Raw genomic sequence first — 23,261 nt, 5'->3', positions numbered from 1 at the left:
CGGTGCCAAGGAGGGACGTATCATGGGTTTCAAGATGGGGATCGTGGGGCTGCCGAATGTGGGCAAGTCCACCCTGTTCAACGCGCTGACCAGGACGGCGGCGGCGCAGGCGGCGAATTTTCCGTTCTGTACCATCGAGCCGAATGTCGGCGATGTTGCCGTGCCCGATGATCGTCTGGAAAAACTGGCGGCGATCGCCGGCTCTAAGGAGATCATCCCGACGCGGATCACCTTCGTCGATATCGCCGGTCTGGTGAAAGGTGCCTCGAAAGGGGAAGGGCTGGGCAACCAGTTCCTGGCCAACATCCGCGAGGTTGATGCCATCGCGCATGTGTTGCGCTGCTTCGTGAACGAGGATGTCACCCATGTGGACGGGCGGGTCGATCCGGTGGCCGATGCCGAGACCATCGAGACCGAACTGATGATTGCCGACATGGAAAGCATCGAGCGGCGACTGCAGAACCTGTCCCGCAAGGTACGCGGCGGCGACAAGGAGGCGGTGCAGCAGGAGCGCCTTCTGAAACAGGCCATGGCCGTGCTGGAAGACGGCCAGCCAGCCCGCACCGTCGAGGTCAGCGACGAAGATGCCAAGGCATGGAAAATGCTGCAGCTCCTGACCTCCAAGCCGATCCTCTATGTGTGCAACGTCGAGGAAGACGCGGCCGGAACAGGCAATGCCTTCTCCGACGAGGTTGCCAAGATGGCGGCGGCGCAGGGGGCGGGCACCGTGGTGATCTCGGCGGCCATCGAAGAAGACATCAGCCAGCTGGATGCCGAGGAAGCCGAGGTGTTCCTGTCGGATCTGGGGCTTGAGGAAGCCGGGCTGGATCGGTTGATCCGGGCGGGCTATGAGTTGTTGTCGCTGGAGACCTTCTTCACTGTGGGTCCGAAAGAGGCGCGCGCCTGGACGATCCGGGAAGGCACCCTGGCGCCGCAGGCCGCAGGGGTCATCCATGGCGATTTCGAGCGCGGGTTCATCCGCGCCGAAACCGTAGCCTATGATGACTATCTCACCTGCAATGGTGAAAGCGGTGCCCGGGATGCGGGCAAGCTGCGCGCGGAAGGCAAGACGTACGAGGTCAAGGACGGCGACGTCCTGCACTTCCTGTTCAATGCCTGACGCCGACCAAAGCTGAAATCGCTGATTTCTTCTTGGTCCAAATACTCAAACAGGCACCGCGCAGCGGTGCCTGCCGCCATCAGGTGGCCTTGAGAAGCGCAAGGGCTTCGCCCAGATCCAGCGCCCCGTCATACAGTGCGCGGCCCGAGATTGCCCCGTTCAGCGGTGTGCCGCAATCGCGCAAGTCGATCAGATCCTGCATTGATGACACACCGCCCGAGGCGATCACCGGGATCGTGGTGGCGCGCGCCAGGGCTGCGGTGGCGTCTGTGTTGGGCCCCTGCATGGCGCCGTCACGGTTGATGTCGGTGTAGATGATGGCGGCAATGCCGGCGTCTTCGAACTTGCGCGCCAGGTCGGTGACCTGGATCTCGGTTTCTTCCGCCCAGCCGCGCGTCGCCACGAAGCCGTTGCGCGCATCCAGACCAACAGCCACCTGTCCGGGAAAGGCTGCCGCCGCCGCGCGCACAAGGTCGGGATCCTCGACCGCCACGGTGCCCAGGATCACCCGCGAGATGCCCTTGGTCAGCCACATTTCGATGGTGGCCATGTCGCGGATACCACCGCCCAGTTGTGCCGGGACCGAGATCTCGGACAGGATCGCCTCGACCGCCGCGGCATTGACCGGCTGGCCCTCGAAAGCGCCATTCAGATCGACCAGATGGATCCACTCGCAGCCGGCATCCTGAAAGGCGCGGGCCTGTCGGGCCGGGCTGTCGCTGAACACCGTGGCCTTGGTCATGTCACCTTTCAGCAGGCGAACGCAGTGGCCGTCTTTCAGGTCGATGGCGGGGTACAGGATCATGGGGCACCTTCCTTGGCAGAACTTGCGCGCTGTCTGTCACGCGGGGGCGGCAAAGCCAAGGGGCGCGCGACGCAACGTATCACTTGCCACAAGGCTGACCTGCACGTCACCTGAGCCTTCGATCCTGGGAGGAGATGAGAATGAAAACCTTGGTTCTGGCGGCCACACTGGCCGCGATGGCGACGGCCGCCTTTGCGGATCCCGTGCTTGGCACCTGGAAGACCCAGCCGGGCGACGACGGTGCCTATGGCTATGTCGAATTGTCACCCTGCGAAGGCAAGGTCTGCGGTGTGCTGGTGCAGGCTTTCGATGCTGGCGGTGGTCCGCGCAGCAGCGCGGCAGTTGGCAAGCGCATGGTCTGGGACATGGTCGCGCATGGGGGCGGAAGCTATGGCAAGGGCAAGATCTGGGCGCCGGATCGCGACAAGACCTATGCTTCCAAAATGGCGCTGGAGGGCAACACGCTGAAGGTTTCAGGTTGCGTCATCGGAATCTGCCGCACGCAGGTCTGGACCCGCGTGCAGTAACCGCGTCGGCCGTGCTCGCGCCGTGCCGGACAGCAACGGCGCGGGCCGGTTTGGGTCACGCGCAGCCCGGGCGGCGTGCGCGGCGCAGCCCGGTCATGCCGATCAGCGCGGTGCCCAGCAGAAGCGCACCGGCGGGCAGGGGAACTGCCGCGATGTCGAGATCGATGTTGGCCATATCCCCGCGCACTGCACCCCATGCGACCGTCAGCGTGTCCGCGCCACCGGAGGCCAGCCGGGAGCGCACGTTGATGATGGCATTCTGGCCCTGGGCGACCGTCTGGGACTGGCCATTGGCCCAGCTGATGGTCACACCGTCGAAGGTGCCGGAAAACTGCAGAACGGTGCCTTGCGCGACGCCTGCCGTGAACCGGCCCAGCGTGGAATTGGTGAAGGTGAAAGAGGCCGAACCGGCGCTGTCGCCCCGGGAAAAAGTGGCATCCCAGAAGAACGGCCCGTTGGCGATGTCATAGTTGCCGCCATCGCTGATGTTGGAACTGGGCGAGATCGTGGCGGCAAGCGTGGCGGCGGGCGTCAGGGCGACGACGGCGGCCAGGGCAATGGATTTCAGGTTCACTTTTCAACTCCTTGAAACAACTTCCGCGCAGCATCTGGCGCGTCATGATCCAAGGATGCGGAAGGAATTGTCTCAAATCCAACGGAGTTGGGGGGGATGGTTAAAGCCGGACGGCACCGGGGGCGGCAACCATCCTGCGATTATCCCGGTGTGCCTTGCGTCCGCTTCCCAGCCCTAAAAAATTCAGGTGAAACATCATGTGCTTGGACCCGCACGGCGCGACTGTTCCAGCACGGGTCAGGGCCCCGATGGTGCGTTAACCCTGCAGTAAACTCTGGGCGTCCGCTTGGGGCTGCAACCCCGCAAGCACCGAAAAAGCGGGCGGCGCTCTGCATCTGCAGGGTCGGCTACACGGGGCCCAACCACGCGCGGGCCGGGTGGAAACTCAGGGCGCCCAGCCCAGGAAATTGCCAATCATCCGCAGGCCCGCCGCCTGGCTTTTTTCCGGGTGGAACTGAAGGCCGACCATGTTGTCGCGCGCGACCATGGCCGTCACCTCGCCGCCGTAGTCCACATAGGCCAGACGGCTGGCCGGGTCCGAGACGTGGAACTGGAAGGAATGCACGAAATAGGCGTGATCGCCGGTGGCGACGCCCTCCAGCACCGGGTGAGGATGGTCGATGACCAGGTCGTTCCAGCCCATGTGCGGCACCTTCAGGGTGGGGTCCGAGGGCACGATCCGTTCCACGTCGCCGCCGATCCAGTCGAAACCGGGGGTTTGCTCGTACTCATGGCCGGTGGTGGCCAGCATCTGCATGCCGATGCAGATGCCCATGAAGGGCACGGCGCGGTGGCGCACGGCCTCGTCCAGCGCCTCGAACAGCCCGTCGCAGGCTTTCAGGCCGCGCAGGCAGGCCGGGAAAGCCCCGTCGCCGGGCAGCACCACGCGGTCGGCGCGGGCGACATCCTCGGGGAGGGCCGAGACGATGACCTCGCCGGTGCCTGCATTGCGCGCCATGCGCTGGAAGGCCTTCTCGGCAGAATGCAGGTTGCCGGATTCATAGTCGATCAGAACCGTGGTCATCGGCTTACAGGGTTCCCTTGGTGGACGGCACGTCACCGGCCTTGCGCGGATCGGTTTCCAGCGCATCGCGCAGGGCGCGGGCCACGGCCTTGAAAGCGGCTTCGGCAATGTGGTGGCTGTTCACCCCGTGCAGCGCGTCCACATGCAGGGTAATGCCGCCGTGGGTCGAGAACGCCTGGAAGAACTCGCGCACCAGTTCGGTGTCGAAACTGCCGATCTTCTGGGTCGGCATGTCGACATTCCACACCAGGAACGGCCGCCCCGACAGATCCAAGGCCGCACGCACCAATGCGTCATCCATCGGCAGCAGGCAGGCGCCATACCGGGTGATGCCGCGCTTGTCGCCCAGTGCCGCGCTCAGCGCCTGGCCCAGGGTGATGCCGGTATCTTCCACGGTGTGGTGATCGTCGATGTGCAGATCGCCCTCGGCCCGAATCGTCATGTCGATCAGCGCGTGGCGGGCAAGCTGGTCCAGCATGTGATCGAAGAAGCCGACACCGGTCTGGTTGTCATAGCTGCCGCTGCCGTCGAGATCGATCTCGACAGTGATGCTGGTTTCGGCGGTCTTGCGGGTGATGCTGGCCTTGCGCATGCGGGTCTCCATCCGTTTCACCTGCCTTTTAGGAGGCTTGGCACGGGATGAGAAGGCCTTGCAGCGGACCGGGCGCAATAGCTTTGCAGCGGTGGTCCGAAGGGGCGGCGGTTTGAAAGGCTGGGAGTGGTTTTCCTGGAGCGGGCGATGAGATTCGAACTCACGACCCTAACCTTGGCAAGGTTATGCTCTACCCCTGAGCTACGCCCGCATCCGGAAACCTGTCTCTCTCTTGGAGCGGGCGATGAGATTCGAACTCACGACCCTAACCTTGGCAAGGTTATGCTCTACCCCTGAGCTACGCCCGCATCCTTGAGAGTGCGCGTTGTCTAGCGCCACGTTCGGGACGCTGCAAGGGAAAAAATGGCCCCTCGTGCGGGATTGCCACTAGAGTGCAGGTCATGCCTTGATGCGGCCATACGGGCAGGGAACGAAAGAGGATGCGATGAAAATACTGGTCATGGGGGCAGGGGCGCTGGGGGGATTCTACGGCGCGCGGCTGGCCCGAGACGGGCATGAGGTCACGCTGGTGGCGCGCGGCGCGCATCTGGACGCGATGCAGCGCGCCGGTCTGCGGGTGGAAAGCCCGTTGGGCGATCTGCATGTGACAGATTTCCACGCAACCGATCGGCCCGAAGGCAATCCGGACATCGTTCTGCTGATGGTCAAGAACCGCGACGTGGAAGACGCGGGCGCGCAGGTCAAGCCGTTCCTGAATGACGACAGCGCCGTGGTGACGGTGCAGAACGGGGTGTCGGCGCCTGAACGGCTGGGACGGGTGATCGGGGCCGAACGGGTCATTTCCGGTTCGGTCTTCATGCCCGCCAGCATCAAGACACCGGGCGTCATCCTGCATTCATCGGACAACAGCCTTGTGCGCGCCGGCGTGCGCGATGGTGGGCCATCCGATCTGTGTGACAGGCTGATCGCGGCACTTGCCGCAACGGGCGTGGCGACAGAGCGTGTCGAGGACACCGACAAGATGCTGTGGGAGAAGATGATCTTTCAAAGCGTCTTTTCCGCCATCACTACCCTGACGCGGCTGGATATCGGGCCGCTGCGCGACTGCCCGGAAACCCTAGCCTTGCTGCGGGCCGGGGTCGAGGAAGCGGCGGCGGTGGGCAAGGCGGCCGGGATCAATCTGGATGCGGATGTGGCTGAAGTTCAGTTTGCCCGCCTGATGGAGGGGCTCCCGCGGCACAGCCATGCCTCGATGCTGGATGACCTGAACCGGGGCAAGCCGCTGGAACTGGAGTATCTGTCCGGCGAGATCGTGCGGCTGGGGCTGAAACACGGGATCAGCACCCCGACCCACAGCTTCATGCAGGCCGCGTTGTTGCCCTTTGCCCAAGGGGCTCCCGCAGCCCCCTGACGAAAACGCCCCGCCGACGGCATCGGCGGGGGGTGCTATGGGCGGTGGCGGGCAGGGCCGCCCGCGCTTATTCCAGTTCGACCAGAAGATCCTTGGCGTCGATCTGCGCGCCGGGCTGGACGTGAACCGCCTTGACGGTGCCGTCGCGGTCGGCGGCCAGGCCGGTTTCCATCTTCATGGCCTCGATGGTCAGCAGCAGATCGCCTTTCTTGACGGCAACACCGGGCTGCACGGCAACCGAGGCGACGACGCCGGGCATCGGCGCGCCCACGTGATTCGGGTTGCTTTCGTCCGCTTTCGGCGTCGCCTTGCGGCTGGCCTTGGCGTGGCGGTCGGGCACGCGGATCACGCGCGGCTGTCCGTTGAGTTCAAAGAAGACCTTGACCTCGCCTTCCTCGTTGGTCTCGCCGGCCGCCTGCATGCGGATTTCCAGCGTCTTGCCGGGATCGATCTCGGACGAGATCTCTTCCCCCGGCTCCATGCCATAAAAGAAGACCGGCGTCGGAAGGGTGCGGACCGGACCGTAAAGCTCGTGCCGCTTGGTGTAATCCGCAAAGACCTTGGGATACATCAGCGCGCCGTTGAGATCCTCGTCGTCCAGCGGACCGCCAAGTTCGGCTTCCAGTTCGGCGCGGCGGGCCTCCAGGTCGACTGGCGCGGCATGGGCGCCGGGGCGGTCGGTCATCGGGGTTTCGCCGCGCAGGACCTTGGATTGCAGGGCCTTGGGCCAGCCGCCCGGCGGTTGGCCAAGGTTGCCCTTCATCATGTCGACCACCGAGTCGGGGAAAGAGACCTCTTGCCCCGGATCCTCGACATGCTTGCGGGTCAGGTTCTGGCTGACCATCATCAGCGCCATGTCGCCGACCACTTTCGACGACGGCGTCACCTTCACGATGTCACCGAACATCTGGTTCACCTCGGCATACATTTGCGCGACCTCGTGCCAGCGTTCTTCCAGCCCCATGCTGCGCGCCTGCGCCTTGAGGTTGGTGAACTGACCGCCGGGCATCTCGTGCAGGTAGACTTCAGACGCCGGCGCCGCGAGGCCGGATTCGAAGGCCACGTATTGCGCGCGCACCTGTTCCCAGTATTCGCTGATCGCCCGGATCGCGCCGATATCCAGCCCGGTGTCGCGGTCGGTGTTGCGCAGGGCCTCGACCACCGAGCCGAGGCAGGCCTGCGAGGTGCCACCCGAGAAGGCATCCATGGCCGCATCGACGGCATCGACGCCCGCATCGGCCGCCGCCAGAATGGTGGCCCCGGCAATGCCGCTGGTGTCATGGGTGTGGAAGTGGATCGGCAGGCCGACCTCTTCCTTCAGCGCCTTGATCAGGACCTTCGCGGCGGCAGGCTTCAGCAGGCCGGCCATGTCCTTCAGGCCCAGCACGTGGGAGCCTGCATCGCGCAACTCCTTGCCCATGGCGACATAGTACTTCAGGTCGTACTTGGCGCGGTCCGGGTTCAGGATATCGCCGGTGTAACAGATGGTGCCTTCGCAGACCTTGTTGTTTTCCAGCACCGCATCCATCGCCAGGCGCATGTTCTCGACCCAGTTCAGGCTGTCGAACACGCGGAAGACATCGACGCCGGTTTCGGCAGCCTGCTTGACGAAGAATTTCACCACGTTGTCGGGATAGGTGGTGTAGCCCACCCCGTTGGCGCCGCGCAGCAGCATCTGCGTCAGGAGGTTGGGCATGGCCTTGCGCAGATCGCGCAGGCGCTGCCAGGGGCATTCCTGCAAGAAGCGATAGGCCACGTCGAAGGTCGCCCCGCCCCAGCATTCCACCGAGAACAGTTGCGGCAGGTTGGCCGAATAGGCCGGCGCCACGCGGATCATGTCGATGGAGCGCATGCGCGTCGCCAGCAGCGACTGGTGACCGTCGCGCATGGTGGTATCGGTCAGCAGCAGTTGCGGCTGCGCGGCCATCCAGTCGGCCACCGCTTGCGGCCCATGGGCATCCAGGATCTGCTTGGTGCCCTCGGCCCCTGCGGCAATGGCCAGCGGCGGTTTGGGAATACGCACATCGGCGGGTCTGGCGCGGCCCGTGGTCTCGGGATGCCCGTTCACCGTGATATCGGCGATATAGGTCAGGATCTTGGTGGCCCGGTCCTGGCGCGGCGAGAAGTCGAACAGGTCCGGCGTCTCGTCGATGAACTTGGTGGTGTATTCGTTCGACAGAAAGGTCGGGTGCTTCAGCAGGTTCTCGACGAAGGCGATGTTGGTGCTGACGCCGCGGATGCGGAATTCGCGCAGGGCGCGGTCCATGCGGGCGATGGCAGCTTCGGGCGACTGCGCCCAGGCCGTGACCTTGGTCAGAAGGCTGTCATAATAGCGGGTGATGACCGCGCCCGAATAGGCGGTGCCGCCATCCAGACGGATGCCCATGCCGGTGGCCGAGCGATAGGTCTGGATGCGGCCGTAGTCGGGAATGAAGTTGTTCTGCGGATCCTCGGTGGTGACCCGGCATTGCAGGGCGTGGCCCGACAGGGTGATGTCGTCCTGCTTCGCGGCCCCGGTGGCCTCGGCCAGCGTCTTGCCCTCGGTGATCAGGATCTGGGCGCGCACGATGTCGATGCCGGTGACCTCTTCGGTCACGGTGTGTTCGACCTGAACGCGCGGGTTGACCTCGATGAAGTAGAAATTGCCGGATTCCATATCCATCAGGAATTCGACAGTGCCGGCACATTGGTACCCGACGTGCGCGCAGATCTTGCGGCCCAATTCGCAGATCTCGGTGCGTTGGGCGTCGGTCAGATAGGGCGCGGGCGCACGTTCGACCACCTTCTGGTTGCGGCGCTGGACCGAGCAGTCGCGCTCGAACAGGTGGTAGATCTCGCCGTACTTGTCGCCCAGGATCTGCACTTCGACGTGGCGGGCGCGGGTGATCATCTTTTCCAGATAGCCCTCGCCGTTGCCGAAGGCCGCTTCGGCCTCGCGGCGACCTTCCAGAACCTTCTCTTCCAGTTCATCGGGGCCAAGGATCGGCCGCATGCCGCGACCGCCGCCGCCCCAGGAGGCTTTCAGCATCAGCGGATAGCCCACCGCTTCAGCCTCGGCGCGGATCGCGTCCATGTCGTCGCCCAGAACCTCGGTGGCGGGGATGACCGGCACGCCGGCTTCGATGGCGACCTTGCGGGCGCTGGCCTTGTCGCCAAGGGCGCGCATGGTTTCGGCCTTTGGGCCGATGAAAGCGATGCCATTGTTGGCGCAGGCTTCCACGAAGTCGGGGTTTTCCGACAGCAGGCCATAGCCGGGATGGATCGCGTCAGCCCCACAGGCCTTGGCCACGCGGATGATCTCGTCGATGCTCAGATAGGCCGCGACCGGTCCCATGCCGTCACCGATCTTGTAGGCCTCGTCGGCCTTGAAGCGGTGCAGCGAAAGCTTGTCCTCTTCCGCGTAGACGGCGACGGTTCGCTTGCCCATCTCGTTGGCTGCGCGCATCACGCGAATGGCAATCTCGCCTCGGTTGGCGATCAGTAGCTTCTTGAACTCAGTCATCGGGCTGATTTCCTTGCATGCACCGGGGGTTGGGGCGTTTCTAGCGCTAACGGGATCATGCCGCAACGCGGCGTTTTACTTGGTCAAGTTTATTCACCAATATTTCTGGCCCGTAAGCAAGGCGCTGTGGAATTCCCAACTTGGCAAGTGGCTGGTTGACGTTACGGTAGAACAATCCAAGAGGGGGAGGATACCATGTCTGTAGAAGCTGCAATTGCCGCGGTCGCCGCGTCGAACAACGCTGCTGCCACGGCGGCGAATGCCTGGAAAGCCCATGCCGAGAAGCTGGAGGCGCTGGGGGCGAATTCGCCTCTGCGTCTGGCCGCCATCATCGGCCAATGCGCCCATGAAAGCGGGGGTTTCCTGCATCGGTTCGAGAACCTGAACTATTCGCAGGCCTCGCTGCGGCGGGTGTTCAAGAAATACTTCAAGACCAATGCCGAGGCCGCCGCCTTTGCCCGCAAGCCGGAAAAGATCGCCAACCGGGTCTATGGCAACCGCATGGGCAACGGCTCCGAAGGGTCCGGGGACGGCTGGCGCTATCGCGGGCGCGGCTACATCCAGCTGACCGGCAAGTCGAACTACACCAACTTCGGCGCGGCCATCGGCGAGGATCTGGTAGGCAACCCCGACCGGGCGGCCGACCCCGGCATCGCCTGGATGGTGGCGGTACGCTACATGGCCTCGCGCAAGCGCAGCGGCAAGACCTGCCTGCAATGGGCCGATGAGAGCGATGACCGCATGGTGACCCTGGTCATCAACGGCGGCACCCATGGTCTGGTCGATCGCGAACTGCGCACGGCCAAGGCCCTGACGGCCCTGGGCGGCAGCAAGATCCCGCCGGTGATCGAACAACAGCGGGTGCTGCTGGCTGCGGGGTTCAACCCCGGCCCCATCGACGGGCTGATGGGCAGCAAGACCAAGGCCGCCACCGAGGCCGCTGCCAGGAAGTTCGGCCTGAAGGGCGCGGACCTGTGGGAGAAACTGGAAAGCATCGCCTGAGGCGGCATCCATCCCGGACACCCCCCGGCGGGCCAGCGCTTGGCGGGTGGTGTCCCGGTCCCGTCCAGGGCGGACCGTGGGCGCGCGGGGTTGAACTGGCCACTACAATCGTGGGAACAGAGCGCGAACAGGGGCTTGCGTCGGCGCGGGCGCGACCTATGCTGCCGCCATGAGCGGATATGACGATGACGGCGCCTTTGCCGATGCCCCCACACCTCTGTCGGCCCGCGCCATGGCCGCGCGGCCCACGCCGTATCTGGACGGGCTGAACCCGGCGCAGCGGCAGGCGGTCGAGACGCTGAAAGGCCCGGTTCTGATGCTGGCGGGGGCCGGCACCGGCAAGACCCGCGCCCTGACGGCCCGCATCGCGCATTTGCTGAACACCGGCACCGCACGCCCCAATGAAATTCTGGCGGTGACCTTCACCAACAAGGCCGCGCGCGAGATGAAGCTGCGGGTGGCCAAGCTGATGGGGATGGAGGTCGACGGCCTGCCCTGGCTGGGCACTTTCCACGCCATCAACGTCAAGTTGCTGCGCCGCCATGCGGAACTGGCCGGGCTGAAGTCGAACTTCACCATACTGGATACCGACGATCAGATCCGCCTGCTGAAACAGGTAATCCTGGCCCGCAATATCGACGAAAAGCGCTGGCCGGCACGGCAGTTGGCCGGGATGATCGACCATTGGAAGAACCGCGCCTGGACGCCCGAACATGTGCCGGCCGCCGAAGGCTCGGGGTTCAACAACATGGGCGTGACGCTATACGCTGACTATCAACAGCGGCTGCGCGATCTGAACGCCGTGGATTTCGGCGATCTGCTGCTGCACATGGTGACGATCTTCCAGCGGCACGAAGACGTGCTGGCGCAATACCAGCGCTGGTTCCGCTATATCCTTGTGGACGAATACCAGGACACCAACATCGCACAGTACCTGTGGCTGCGTCTGTTGGCGGCGGGGCATCGCGACATTTGCTGTGTCGGCGATGACGACCAGTCGATTTATGGCTGGCGCGGGGCCGAGGTCGGCAACATCCTGCGGTTCGAAAAGGATTTCCCCGGCGCCACGGTGATCCGGCTGGAGCAGAATTACCGCTCCACGGCGCATATCCTGGCCGCCGCTTCCGGCGTGATCGCCGGGAACAAGGGGCGGCTGGGCAAGACCCTGTGGACCGAGGCCGACGGCGGCGACCGGGTGCGCCTGATCGGCCATTGGGATGCCGAGGAGGAGGCGCGCTGGATTGGCGAGGAACTGGACGCCATGCAGGGCGGCGCGCGTGGCGGGCGGCCCTACACGCTGAACGAATGCGCGATCCTCGTGCGCGCCAGCCACCAGATGCGGGCGTTCGAGGATCGGTTTCTGACCATTGGTCTGCCCTATCGCGTGATCGGCGGCCCGCGTTTCTATGAGCGGCGCGAGATCCGCGATGCCATGGCCTATTTCCGGCTGGTGGTCAGTCCCGACGACGATCTGGCCTTTGAACGCATCGTGAACCTGCCCAAGCGGGGTCTGGGCGACAAGGCGCAGCAAACGATCCAGCAGGCGGCGCGCGCCAATGGCGCAAGTCTTCTGGAGGGTGCGCGGATCGCGGTCGAGTCCGGGCTGTTGAAGGGCAAGGGCAAGACCGAACTGGCCAAGCTGGTGACCGCGCTGGACCGCTGGCACGGGGTGGTGGTGGCCGATACCACCTATGACCATATCGCGCTGGCCGAAACCGTGCTGGATGGCTCGGGCTATACGGGCATGTGGCAGGCCGACAAGACGCCCGAGGCGCCGGGACGGCTGGAAAACCTGAAGGAACTGGTCAAGGCGCTGGAGCAATTCGAGAACCTGCAGGGGTTTCTGGAACATGTCGCGCTGATCATGGACAACGAAACCGACGACGGCGGCCCGAAGGTGTCGATCATGACCCTGCACGCGGCCAAGGGGCTGGAATTTCCGGCGGTGTTCCTGCCGGGGTGGGAGGACGGGCTGTTTCCCTCGCAACGCTCGATGGATGAAAACGGCCAGACCGGGTTGGAAGAGGAACGGCGGCTGGCCTATGTCGGCATCACGCGGGCGGAAGAGCTGTGCACAATCTCTTTCGCGGCCAACCGCCGGGTCTATGGCCAGTGGCAATCGGCCCTGCCATCGCGCTTTGTGGATGAACTGCCCGAAGCGAATGTCGAGGTGCTGACGCCGCCGGGCCTGTATGGCGGCGGCTATGGCGCAGCCGCCCCGCAAGCGCAGGCCACATCTAACCTGCACGAAAAGGCTGCAAAGGCCGATGGCTACGATTCGCCCGGATGGCGGCGGCTTCAGGCGCGCAGCAGTACCCGGCCGGTGTCGCAGCCACGCGAAAGCCGCAACTCGGTCATCGACCTGCAGGCGGTGTCGGCCTTCTCGGAAGGGGACCGGGTGTTTCACCAGAAATTCGGCTACGGCACGGTCTCCGGGATCGAGGGCGACAAGCTGAAAGTCGACTTCGACAAGGCCGGATCCAAGCACATCGTGGCCAAATTCGTGGTTGCGGCAGAATCAGCGGACGACATTCCGTTCTAATCGATTTCTGCAAGTGCAAAAAATACGTATGGAATGCTGGAAACTTGCCGGATATTTCGGTATGCGTTGCATCAGCACGCAACTTTTTGCCGCATTGGAGTTTCAGTATTGCATTATCTCATTGTCGAGGATGATCCGAACCTGAGGCTGTTGTGGCGAACGATCCTGTGCGATCGGGGATATCAGGTGACCGAGGCGGACAACCTGGGCGCGGCGAGTTCGGCCCTGTCGCAGACATCCTATGACGCGGTGATTCTGGATCTCTATCTCGGGCGCGAGAACGGCATGTCGCTGATCGGCGAGATCGAAGCCGTCAATCCCGACTGCAAGGTCATCATCGTGACCGGTGCAGCGGATGTAGCCGAAGGCAAGATGCAAGCCGGATCGCAACTGGTGGTGACGGTGCATCGCAAGCCCGTCGATATCGAGGATCTGATGGAATCCTGCGCGCTTATCGACTCGTCCAGCCAGCGACGAACGGCCTGAAACACTCCTGATACCCTGTCAGACCTGGAACCTGGGGCGACGGCGCTGCAAGGCTGTGCGCGCTCTACGGCTCACATTTTTGTCATGCGCTGAAATAATGTCCGCCCGATCCCTGTCCGCGCAGAACAAAAAAAGCGGCGACACCAGGGAGGAGGAGGGTGCCGCCGCAAAAAACAGAAAACCCAGGGAGGAGGAGGGCCTTCTGAACTTTGTCTGTCATCGAGATGGGGCGAAATTTGCTCGCCAGCGATGATCTGAACCTGATGTAGGTCTTGATCTTTCGCTTTCCATCCCGGGCTGCAGGATCTTTTCTGCCGCCGTTGAAAGAAAGATAGCCTTTTTCTGCGGGTGCACAATAGCCGCCGCTTCAGAGCCGCTATGCGTTTTCTGCATGGGTTGCATCGCCGGGTCCTAAGTTGCAGGTCTGTCGCGCCGCATCATGTATGGCGGGTGAGCAAGTATGCGAGGAACCATGCCGATATCGAAATCCGAAATTCTTGACGCCCTGGGTGGCATCGCGCTTCCCGACGGCGGAACCCTGGTGTCCCGCGATCTGGTCCGGGCCCTGACCGTGGATGGCGCGGCTGTGCGGTTCGTGATCGAGGCGCCCTCGCCGGAGGTGGCCAAATCCTGGGGCGGTGTGCGCGAGGATGCCGAGCGCGCGGTTGCCGCGCTGCCGGGGGTGCAGAAGGCCAGTGCTGCATTGACCGCGCATGGTCCCGCGGCCAAACCTGCCGCGCAATCGGCGCCGCCCAGCCTGAAGGTCGGCAAGCATCCCAGTCCGCAGGCCGGACCGCAGGCGGTGACCGGCGTGGATCGAATCATTGCCATCGGATCGGGCAAGGGCGGGGTCGGCAAATCCACCGTCTCGACCAACCTTGCCGTGGCGCTGGCGCGCGAAGGTCGCAAGGTCGGCCTGCTGGATGCGGACATCTACGGCCCCTCGGTGCCGCGGATGATGGGGATCAACAAACGTCCGGCCTCGCCCGATGGCAAGACCATCATTCCGCTGCAGGCACATGGGGTCACCTTGATGTCGATCGGTTTCATGGTCGATCCCGATGCCGCCGTGGTCTGGCGCGGGCCGATGCTGATGGGCGCGTTGCAGCAGATGCTGGGGCAGGTGGAGTGGGGCAAGCTGGATGTGCTGCTGGTCGACATGCCGCCGGGCACCGGCGACGTCCAGCTGACCCTGTGCCAGAAAACCCAACTGACCGGGGCCCTCGTTGTATCGACCCCGCAGGACGTGGCGCTTCTGGATGCCCGGCGGGCGCTGGACATGTTCAAGCGCCTGAATACGCCGGTTCTGGGCCTGATCGAGAACATGAGCACCTATGTCTGTCCCGAATGCGGTCACGAGGCGCATATCTTCGGCCATGGCGGCGTCGAGGCCGAGGCCGAGAAGCTGGACGCCCCCTTCCTTGGGGCGCTGCCGCTGGATCTGGATGTGCGGCTGGCCGGGGATGATGGAACCCCCATCGCGGCCACCGACAGCCCTCTGGCAGCGCCGTACCGGGCGCTGGCCCAGCGACTCATTCAGGGTGGTATGGCCTGAGTCGCACCCTTCGGCAGGGGAAATCGCGGCACTTCTTGCCATTTTCGGGAAATCAGAGGAGATTCAAGGCGCGTCCTGCCAAGGGCGCGCTTTTCGCGTACTGCGCGTAATTGGTGGTTGGTGGTGTATTGAACTACTAAATATTGTGTTAAGAGGGGACCATTCCTAGATCTGGCATGTCGTTAACCAGTTTTTCCCCTGAATTCCCATAAAATCCCTTGCCAAATCGACGGGCCGTCTGCCATAGTCTCTACACGATGAAGACGATCGGTCCTTCGGGGCCACACAAAAAAACAAAATGGCAGGTTACATACAGGCAATCGCTTTCATCCCACAAAAAGAAGTTCCGCCACGCGCATGAGCAGTCCCCCAAAGACACGCGCGCAGGTGGGCGCCCCATCGAGGGACAGGAAAACGGCGGATTGAGCGGTGGCAGCGGCGCAATCCGCCGTTTCCACGTTCAGAACAGATGAATTGAGGCCAGGGCAGTGGCACGACGGTTCAGAGGTGAACACACCCAGAAGGTGGACGGGAAGGGACGCGTGTCCATTCCCGCCACCTTTAAACGTGTGATCCAGGCCAATGATCCGGACTATGAAGACGGCGGTGCCGCAACCCTGATCATCGTGTTCGGCAACGAACGCCGGAACTATCTGGAATGCTACACCATCACCGCCATGGAGAAGATCGAGGACGCCATCGAGCGGATGCCCATGGGCTCGCCCCAGCGCATGGCGATGGAGGATTTCTTCTCGGCCAAATCCGAAGAGGTGCAGGTCGATGGCACCGGTCGGCTGGTGTTGCAGAAGAAGTTGCGCGACAAGATCGGGTTGGGCGGCGAAGCGCATTTCAAATCCGCTGTGGATCGATTCCAGATCTGGGACAAGCCGACCTATGACGCCGAACAGGGTGCCGCCATTCAGGCTGTCTTCGACGACATGCCCACCGACGCCGACCCGCTGACGCTTCTGGCCCCCTATCTGGAGAGCTGAGTGATGCCCTCCGATGCTGCCCGCCCCCACATCCCGGTCCTGCTGGCCCCGCTGTTGCGGGCCGTGGCCCCCGTACAGGGGCACTGGATTGACGGCACTTTCGGGGCAGGGGGGTATACCCGCGGATTGTTCGCGGCCGGGGCCGATCATGTGACCGGTGTGGATCGCGATCCGCTGGCGATCGAGATGGCAGCCCCCATGCAGGCCGACTACGGCGACCGGCTGACGCTGGTGCAGGGCACGTTTTCCGAATTGGATGACTATGTCGATGCGTCCGTCGATGGCGTGGTGCTGGATTTGGGCGTGTCGTCGATGCAGCTTGATCTGGCCGAGCGCGGCTTTTCCTTCCTGCGCGACGGCCCGCTGGACATGCGGATGAGCCAGGATGGCCCCTCGGCGGCGGATCTGGTGAACTCTGCCGATGAAAGCCTGCTGGCCGACGTTCTGTATCACTATGGCGAAGAGCGTGCCTCGCGCCGGATTGCGCGGGCCATCCTGCGCACCCGAGCTGACGCACCCTTCGAGACCACCGGGCAGTTGGCCAAGGTGGTCGAAAGCTGCCTGCCGCGTCCCAAGCCGGGGCAAAGCCATCCCGCGACCCGGAGCTTCCAGGCGCTGCGCATCGCGGTGAACGATGAATTCGGGCAGTTGGCCGAAGGGCTGGAGGCCGCCGAGCGGGCGCTGGCCCCCGGTGGCGCGCTGGCCGTGGTGACCTTTCATTCGATGGAGGATCGCGTGGTCAAGCGGTTCTTCCAGGCCCGATCCGGGCGCGGCGGGCGGGCCAACCGCTATGCCCCCGAAACCGAAACCGTTCCGGCCCAATTCCATCTGAAAAAGGCCTCGGCCATTCCACCGAACGCCACCGAGCTTGCGGACAACCCGCGCGCCCGGTCGGCCAAGCTGCGGGTCGGGTTTCGCACCGAAGCGCCCGCCACCCCGGTGGATCGCAGCGCCCTGGGCCTGCCGAAACTGAACATGGAGGCATGGTGAGATGCGTTTGATCTTCGGTCTTCTTCTGGGCGTGTCCGTGCTGGGACTGGCCTTCTGGGCGTACCAGGAAAACTATCGCACCCGGCAGGCGCTGGCTGACAACCGCGGCCTGGCGCGCGAGATCGGGCGGTTGCAGGAACATCTGGGCGTGCTGAAGGCGGAATGGGCCTATCTGAACCGGCCCGAGCGACTGCGCGAATTGAGCGAACTGAACTTCGAGCGTCTGCAGCTCTTGCCCATGGCGCCCGAGCATTTCGGGCGACTGGACCAAGTCGCCTATCCGCCGCGCAGTGTGCCCATCGAGCCCGAGATCGTCATTGCCACGCCAGTGGCCGCCGCAACGGAGCAGCGCCCATGACCGATCTCCCCCCCGAAGGCACACCGCGCAAGCCCCTGCGCCCGCTGGCCCGCGTGCTGGAAGCCCGCGACAAGGGCGAAAACCCCGATCTGATCGAGCGTGAGAACCTCAACCAGCGCAATGAACGGCTGCGCGACGGTGCCCGGCGGCAGGCCGAAGGTCGCCTGCTGGTGCTGGGGTTGGCCTTTGTTCTGGCCTTTGGCGCGGTCGGTACGCGCATGGCGGCGCTGGCGACCTCGGCCCCGGTCGAGGCGCGCAATTCGACCTATGGCAGCCAGATCACCTCGGCCCGCGCCGATATCGTCGACCGCAATGGCCGGTTGCTGGCCACCAACTTGACCACGCAGGCGCTTTATGCACATCCGCACGACATGGTGGATATTCCCCATGCGGTGCGCGAACTGGCCAAGATCTTCCCGGACATCGACACCGAGAAGGTGCAGGCACGGATGCAGGACGGGCGGAAATTCATGTGGATCCGCAAGACCCTGTCGCCCGAGCAGATCCAGCAGGTACACGACATCGGCGATCCGGGCCTGCTGTTCGCTTCGCGCGACATGCGCGTCTATCCCAACGGCAAGATGGCCGCGCATGTGCTGGGCGGTGCGCGCTTCGGCGAAGAAGGCGTGGCCGCGGCCGAGATTCTGGGCGTGGCCGGGGTCGAAAAAGCCTTTGACGCGCGCCTGCGCGATCCCGCCTTGCTGGTCGAGCCGCTGCAACTGTCCATCGACACCACCGTTCAATCGGCGGTGCGCGAGGTTCTGGCCGGCGGCATGCGCCTGATGAACGCCAGGGGCGCCAGCGCAGTGGTGATGGACATTCACACCGGCGAAGTTGTCTCGATGGTGTCGCTGCCCGATTTCGATCCCAACGACCGCCCGCAGCCGCTGACCAGCGGCGATCAGGCCGACAGCCCGTTGTTCAACCGCACGGTGCAGGGGGTCTATGAACTGGGTTCGGTCTTCAAGATCTTTGCCGTCGCGCAAGCGCTTGAGATGGGACAGATTTCCCCCAGCACCATGATCGACACCAAGGGGCCGCTGGTCTGGGGCCGCCACAAGATCCGCGATTTCCATGACTACGGCGCGACCCTGTCGGCCACGGATGTGATCGTGAAATCCTCCAACATCGGCACCTCGCGGATCATTCAGAACGTGGGTGCCGAGAACCAGAAGGAATTCCTGCGCCGGTTCGGCTTTCTGGAAGCCACCGAGGTGGAGCTGTCCGAAGCGCCCTCGGGTCGGCCCCTGTTGCCGGGGCGTTGGGGCGAGATCCAGTCGATGACCATCTCTTTCGGCCACGGCCTGTCGACCAGCCCGATGCATCTGGCCCAGGGTTATGCCGCGCTGCTGAACGGCGGCACCAAGGTCACGCCCACGTTGCTGAAACGCGATGCCCGCAGCATCGGGCCGCGGGTGGTGTCGGAAGACACCTCGCGCCATGCCCGCGAGATGCTGCGCGCGGTGGTGGTGCGCGGCTCGGCCCGGTTCGCCGAAGTGCCCGGCTATGCGGTGGGCGGCAAGACCGGGTCCGCCGACAAGCCCAAGCCGCGCGGCGGATACTACAAGGACAAGGTTTTGGCGACTTTCGCCGGCGCCTTCCCGATGCATGACCCGCGCTATGTCTTCGTCATCACCCTCGACGAGGGCTATGAGATCGTGAACGATATTCCCCGCCGCACCGCCGGATGGACCGCCGTTCCGGTCAGCGCCGAGGTGATCCGCCGCGTCGCGCCGCTGTTGGGAATGCGGCCCGAGATTGCACCCGGCCCCGATGCTGGGATACGAGAGGCGCGCAACGGCGGCTGAACGAGGGTGGATATGGACGCGGATCAGGCAAAACGCAGCTTGGCAGAGCTTGGTCTGCACGCCCAGGGCGGGCAGGAGGCCCGGATCACCGGCCTGTCCATCGACAGTCGCGCGGTGCGGCCCGGCCATTTGTTCGCAGCCCTTCCCGGCGCACGGTTGCATGGCGGCGAGTTCATCGGCACCGCACTGCGCATGGGCGCGGCCGCCATCCTGACCGATCGCGAAGGGGCAGCCCTGGCCCAAGAGGCGCTGGCGGTAGCCCGCGACAGGGCTCTGGTGGTGGCCGAGGATCCCCGGCAGGCGCTGTCCTATGCGGCGGCCCTGTGGTTCGGCAGCCAGCCCGAGACCTGCGTGGCGGTCACCGGCACCAATGGCAAGACCTCGGTGTCCAGCTTTGCGCGCCAGATCTGGACTCATCTGGGCCGCGAAGCCTGCAACCTGGGCACCACCGGCATCGAAGGCGCCTATGAAGCGCCGTTGCAGCACACCACCCCCGACCCGCTGACCCTGCATCGCCATCTGGCCGAGATGGCCCGGCAGGGGATCACCCACCTGGCGATGGAAGCCTCTTCGCACGGGCTGGACCAGAAACGGCTGGACGGGGTGCGGCTGGCGGCGGCGGGGTTCACCAATTTCTCGCAGGATCATCTGGACTATCATCAGGATTTCGAAAGCTATTTCGCGGCCAAGGCGGGGTTGTTCGACCGGGTGCTGTCCGAGGATGGCATCATCGTCAGCAATCTGGACGACCCCAAGGGGCGGGTGGTGGCAGAGCACGCCATGGAGCGCGGGCAAGAGGTCATCGGCATCGGCCGGCACCCGGATGCGGCGCTGCGGATCGAAGGCCAGCGGTTCGACACCACCGGGCAGGATCTGCGGTTTTCCTGGCAAGGCCGGCCCCGGATGGCGCGGTTGAACCTGATCGGCGGATTTCAGGCCGCCAACGCGCTGCTGGCCGCCGGTCTGGTGATCGCGGCCGGGGAAGATCCCGACGATGTGTTCACCACGCTTGACCGGCTGAAGACCGTGCGCGGGCGGATGCAGCATGTGGCCAGCCGCGAAAACGGCGGCGCGATCTTTGTCGATTACGCCCATACGCCCGATGCCATTGCCACGGCGCTGACCGCGCTGCGGCCGCATGTATTGGGTCGGCTGATCATCGTGTTCGGCGCGGGCGGCGATCGCGACACCGCCAAGCGTGTGCTGATGGGGCAGGCGGCCGCGCAACACGCCGACCTGTGCATCGTCACAGACGACAACCCGCGTTCGGAAGATCCGGCGGCGATTCGGGCCATGGTCCGCGACGGCTGCCCCGAGGCCGCCGACGTGGGCGACCGGGCCGAAGCGATTCTGCGCGGCGTCGATGCAGTGGGACCGGGCGACGCGCTGCTGATCGCCGGCAAGGGCCATGAAACCGGCCAGACGATCGGCGACGATGTGTTCCCCTTTGATGACGCCGAGCAAGCCTCGGTCGCCGTGGCTGCCCTGGAAGGACGCCTGACATGACCCCATTGTGGACCGCCGCCGAAGCCGCCGAGGCGACCGGGGGCAAGGCGTTTGGTGACTGGCAGGCGACGGGGTTGTCCATCGACACCCGTTCGATCCAGCCCGGCGATCTGTTCATTGCGCTGAAGGATCAGCGCGACGGACATGACTTCGTGGCCGATGCCTTGGCCAAGGGCGCCGCCGCCGCGCTGGTCGCCCATCGCCCGCGTGGTGTGGCCGACGATGCACCGCTGCTGATGGTCGAGGACGTTCAGTCCGGTCTGGAGGCCTTGGGCCGGGCAGGACGCGCCCGCACAAGGGCGCGGGTCATCGCGGTGACCGGCTCGGTCGGCAAGACTTCGACCAAGGAAATGCTGCGGGCCACCTTCGCGCCACTGGGCCGGGTGCATGCCGCCGAGAAAAGTTTCAACAACCATTGGGGCGTGCCGCTGACGCTGGCGCGCTGCCCGGTGGACGCGGATTTCGCGGTGATCGAGATCGGCATGAACCATCCCGGCGAGATCGCGCCGCTGGCCGCGCTGGCCGCGCCCGATGTGGCGCTGGTCACCATCGTGGCAGAGGTGCATCTTGAGGCCTTCCCCAATGGGCTTCCCGCCATCGCGCATGAAAAGGCAGCGATCTTCTCGGGCCTGAAACCCGGCGGCTGGGCAGTGTTCAATGGCGACCTGGAGGTCTCGGGCATCCTGTCCGAAGCGGCCCGCGCCGCCACCGACAACTGCGTGTCCTTCGGGGCGCTGGATTTCGCCGATGTCCGGCTCAGTGGGCTGGAGGTTACGGCAGACAGCACCCTGTTCACCGCCCATCTGGAAGGAGCAGGTTTCCCGGTGCGGCTGAACACGCCCGGTCGCCATTTCGCGCTGAACGCCCTTGGCGCGCTGGCCTGCGTCGCAGCAGCGGGTGGCGATGTGACAAGGGCCATTGTCGGCCTGTCCCATTGGACGCCCCCCGGCGGGCGCGGCACGCGGGAGACGGTCGATCTGCCGGGGGGCGGCAGCTTCGCGCTTCTGGACGATGCCTATAACGCCAATCCCACCTCGGTCGGCGCGGCGCTGGAAACCCTTGCGGCCAGCACCCCGAAAGGCGCGCGCATCGCGGTTTTGGGCGACATGCTGGAACTGGGGCCAGACGAGGCGGCCCTGCATGCGGGTCTGGCCGCCCATCCGGCCATGGAGGCACTGGATCGCGTCCATTGCGTCGGCCCGCGCATGAAGGCGCTGCACAAGGCTCTGCCCGAGGCAAAACGGGGTCATTGGTGCAAGACCGCCGCCGAAATGGCAGGCATGGCACCCGATCTGGTGCGCCCCGGCGATATCGTGCTGGTCAAGGGCTCCTTCGGGTCGCGGGTCGGGCAGGTGGTTGACGCGTTGCGGAAGATCGGCGATGCCGCACCGCAGACTTCCAGAAAGGCAAACTGATGCTGTATTGGCTGGCGGCCTTTTCCGATGGCGGCGACTTTTTCAACCTGTTCCGCTACATCACCTTCCGGGCCGGGGCGGCGTTTTTCACGTCCCTGATCTTTGGCTTCCTGTTCGGGCGGCCCCTGATCAACCTGCTGCGCCGTCGGCAAAGCAACGGCCAGCCGATCCGCGAGGATGGACCGGAAAGCCACAAGCTGACCAAGGCCGGAACACCGACCATGGGCGGGGTGCTGATCCTGGGCGCCCTGTTGTTTTCGACGCTGCTCTGGGCGCGTCTGGACACGCCGTTCATCTGGATGGTGCTGTTCGTGACCTACGGGTTCGGCGCCATCGGCTTTGCCGATGACTATGCCAAGGTCAGCCAGAACAACACCAAGGGCGTGCCGGGCAAGGTGCGGCTGGGATTGGGATTTCTGATCTCGGGCATCGCCGCACTCTGGGCCATGTATTTTCACCCCGCCGAGCTTTCGGGCGCGCTGGCCTTTCCGATCTTCAAGGATGTGCTGCTGCCGATGGGGGTGCTGTTTGTTCCCTTCGCAATGATCGTGATCGTGGGGGCTGCCAACGCGGTGAACCTGACCGACGGGCTGGACGGGCTGGCGGTCATGCCGGTGATGATCGCGGGCTCGGCGCTGGGGATCATTGCCTATGCGGTGGGCCGGGTCGACTTCACGCAGTATCTTGACGTCCACTACGTGCCCGGCACCGGTGAATTGCTGATCTTCGTGGCGGCCCTCGTGGGCGGCGGGCTGGGGTTCCTGTGGTACAACGCGCCCCCTGCGGCGGTGTTCATGGGCGATACCGGATCGCTGGCCCTGGGCGGGGCGCTTGGCGCCATCGCGGTCGCCACCAAGCACGAGATCGTTCTGGCCATCGTCGGCGGCATCTTCGTGGTCGAGGCGCTGTCGGTCATCATCCAGGTCGCTTACTTCAAACGCACCGGGCGGCGGGTGTTCCTGATGGCACCGATCCATCATCACTTCGAGAAGAAAGGCTGGCACGAGCCGCAGATCGTGATCCGCTTCTGGATCGTGTCGCTGATCCTGGCCCTGATCGGGCTGGCTACGCTGAAGATCCGCTGAACCGAA

General features: G+C 64.6%; 19 protein-coding genes and 2 tRNA genes. 14 read left to right on the top strand and 7 right to left on the bottom strand.

The genetic code is table 11. The features are described from left to right. The first annotated feature begins 22 nt into the window (after positions 1-22). Entirely contained in the window at positions 23-1,120 is a 1,098-nt protein-coding gene (gene ychF, locus ACP15K_RS00905) for a redox-regulated ATPase YchF (protein WP_193139395.1), read from the top strand. A gap of 79 nt (positions 1,121-1,199) precedes the next feature. Here the strand turns inward: ychF and hisA are convergent, their stop codons facing one another. Then, positions 1,200-1,925, bottom strand: a complete 726-nt coding sequence (gene hisA / locus ACP15K_RS00900; RefSeq protein WP_424989594.1) for a 1-(5-phosphoribosyl)-5-[(5-phosphoribosylamino)methylideneamino]imidazole-4-carboxamide isomerase — start codon at positions 1,923-1,925, stop codon at positions 1,200-1,202. A gap of 140 nt (positions 1,926-2,065) precedes the next feature. Here hisA and ACP15K_RS00895 point away from each other — a divergent pair, with 140 nt between their 5' ends. Beyond that, positions 2,066-2,452: a DUF2147 domain-containing protein gene (locus ACP15K_RS00895; RefSeq protein ID WP_193139390.1), complete on the top strand. Its 387-nt coding sequence runs from the start codon at positions 2,066-2,068 to the stop codon at positions 2,450-2,452. A gap of 55 nt (positions 2,453-2,507) precedes the next feature. Here ACP15K_RS00895 and ACP15K_RS00890 read toward each other — a convergent pair whose 3' ends face one another. The 5 genes from ACP15K_RS00890 to ACP15K_RS00870 all read right to left on the bottom strand — a co-directional run bounded on the left by ACP15K_RS00890 (position 2,508) and on the right by ACP15K_RS00870 (position 4,950). Next, positions 2,508-3,026, bottom strand: coding sequence for a VPLPA-CTERM sorting domain-containing protein (locus tag ACP15K_RS00890; RefSeq protein WP_424989593.1), 519 nt, complete (start codon positions 3,024-3,026; stop codon positions 2,508-2,510). A 385-nt stretch (positions 3,027-3,411) separates the two neighbouring features. Continuing rightward, a complete protein-coding gene (gene hisH / locus ACP15K_RS00885; protein WP_424989592.1) occupies positions 3,412-4,050 on the bottom strand; it encodes an imidazole glycerol phosphate synthase subunit HisH in 639 nt (212 codons plus the stop codon). 4 nt (positions 4,051-4,054) lie between these two features. Further along, positions 4,055-4,642 carry an imidazoleglycerol-phosphate dehydratase HisB gene (hisB, locus tag ACP15K_RS00880; protein ID WP_193139381.1) on the bottom strand — a complete coding sequence of 196 codons (588 nt, stop codon included), beginning with the start codon at positions 4,640-4,642 and terminating at the stop codon, positions 4,055-4,057. A 136-nt stretch (positions 4,643-4,778) separates the two neighbouring features. Continuing rightward, a tRNA-Gly gene (locus ACP15K_RS00875) sits at positions 4,779-4,853 on the bottom strand. Between the two features lie 22 nt (positions 4,854-4,875). Continuing rightward, positions 4,876-4,950 (bottom strand) — tRNA-Gly (locus tag ACP15K_RS00870). Between the two features lie 137 nt (positions 4,951-5,087). On the opposite strand from ACP15K_RS00870, the gene ACP15K_RS00865 reads away from it, so the two are divergent. Continuing rightward, positions 5,088-6,014, top strand: a complete 927-nt coding sequence (locus ACP15K_RS00865) for a ketopantoate reductase family protein (protein WP_193139379.1) — start codon at positions 5,088-5,090, stop codon at positions 6,012-6,014. Between the two features lie 67 nt (positions 6,015-6,081). On the opposite strand, the gene ACP15K_RS00860 is transcribed toward ACP15K_RS00865, so the two are convergent. Then, positions 6,082-9,516, bottom strand: a complete 3,435-nt coding sequence (locus ACP15K_RS00860) for a pyruvate carboxylase (RefSeq protein WP_193139376.1) — start codon at positions 9,514-9,516, stop codon at positions 6,082-6,084. A 195-nt stretch (positions 9,517-9,711) separates the two neighbouring features. On the opposite strand from ACP15K_RS00860, the gene ACP15K_RS00855 reads away from it, so the two are divergent. From ACP15K_RS00855 to mraY, 11 genes are all read left to right on the top strand, one after another. Next, positions 9,712-10,518, top strand: coding sequence for a glycoside hydrolase family 19 protein (locus ACP15K_RS00855; protein WP_193139374.1), 807 nt, complete (start codon positions 9,712-9,714; stop codon positions 10,516-10,518). Positions 10,519-10,687: 169 nt separating this feature from the next. Then, positions 10,688-13,060 (top strand): ATP-dependent helicase, encoded by a 2,373-nt coding sequence (locus ACP15K_RS00850; RefSeq protein WP_193139370.1) that lies wholly within the window; start codon positions 10,688-10,690, stop codon positions 13,058-13,060. Between the two features lie 108 nt (positions 13,061-13,168). Further along, the gene (locus ACP15K_RS00845; protein ID WP_193139368.1) at positions 13,169-13,546 is read left to right on the top strand and encodes a response regulator; all 378 of its coding nucleotides are present in this window, start codon (positions 13,169-13,171) and stop codon (positions 13,544-13,546) included. 472 nt (positions 13,547-14,018) lie between these two features. Beyond that, complete coding sequence (locus tag ACP15K_RS00840) at positions 14,019-15,101, top strand: Mrp/NBP35 family ATP-binding protein (protein ID WP_193139366.1); 1,083 nt, start codon at positions 14,019-14,021, stop codon at positions 15,099-15,101. Between the two features lie 488 nt (positions 15,102-15,589). Continuing rightward, complete coding sequence (gene mraZ, locus ACP15K_RS00835; RefSeq protein WP_193139364.1) at positions 15,590-16,093, top strand: division/cell wall cluster transcriptional repressor MraZ; 504 nt, start codon at positions 15,590-15,592, stop codon at positions 16,091-16,093. Between the two features lie 3 nt (positions 16,094-16,096). Continuing rightward, complete coding sequence (rsmH, locus tag ACP15K_RS00830) at positions 16,097-17,083, top strand: 16S rRNA (cytosine(1402)-N(4))-methyltransferase RsmH (RefSeq protein ID WP_424989591.1); 987 nt, start codon at positions 16,097-16,099, stop codon at positions 17,081-17,083. A gap of 1 nt (position 17,084) precedes the next feature. Next, positions 17,085-17,441: a cell division protein FtsL gene (ftsL, locus tag ACP15K_RS00825; RefSeq protein WP_193139360.1), complete on the top strand. Its 357-nt coding sequence runs from the start codon at positions 17,085-17,087 to the stop codon at positions 17,439-17,441. Continuing rightward, on the top strand, positions 17,438-19,249 hold the full coding sequence (locus ACP15K_RS00820; protein ID WP_193139358.1) for a peptidoglycan D,D-transpeptidase FtsI family protein: 1,812 nt from the start codon (positions 17,438-17,440) through the stop codon (positions 19,247-19,249). The genes ftsL and ACP15K_RS00820 overlap by 4 nt, the downstream gene beginning before the upstream one ends. 12 nt (positions 19,250-19,261) lie before the next feature. Beyond that, entirely contained in the window at positions 19,262-20,755 is a 1,494-nt protein-coding gene (locus ACP15K_RS00815) for a UDP-N-acetylmuramoyl-L-alanyl-D-glutamate--2,6-diaminopimelate ligase (RefSeq protein WP_193139356.1), read from the top strand. Then, entirely contained in the window at positions 20,752-22,170 is a 1,419-nt protein-coding gene (locus ACP15K_RS00810) for a UDP-N-acetylmuramoyl-tripeptide--D-alanyl-D-alanine ligase (RefSeq protein ID WP_424989590.1), read from the top strand. Before ACP15K_RS00815 ends, ACP15K_RS00810 begins: the two co-directional genes overlap by 4 nt. Continuing rightward, positions 22,170-23,255: a phospho-N-acetylmuramoyl-pentapeptide-transferase gene (gene mraY, locus ACP15K_RS00805; RefSeq protein WP_193139352.1), complete on the top strand. Its 1,086-nt coding sequence runs from the start codon at positions 22,170-22,172 to the stop codon at positions 23,253-23,255. The genes ACP15K_RS00810 and mraY overlap by 1 nt, the downstream gene beginning before the upstream one ends. The last annotated feature ends 6 nt before the right edge of the window (positions 23,256-23,261 follow it).

The sequence above is a fragment of the Fluviibacterium sp. S390 genome, assembly GCF_049800695.1.
Lineage (GTDB): Bacteria > Pseudomonadota > Alphaproteobacteria > Rhodobacterales > Rhodobacteraceae > Meridianimarinicoccus.
This window is presented reverse-complemented; position numbering and strand designations above follow the sequence as displayed.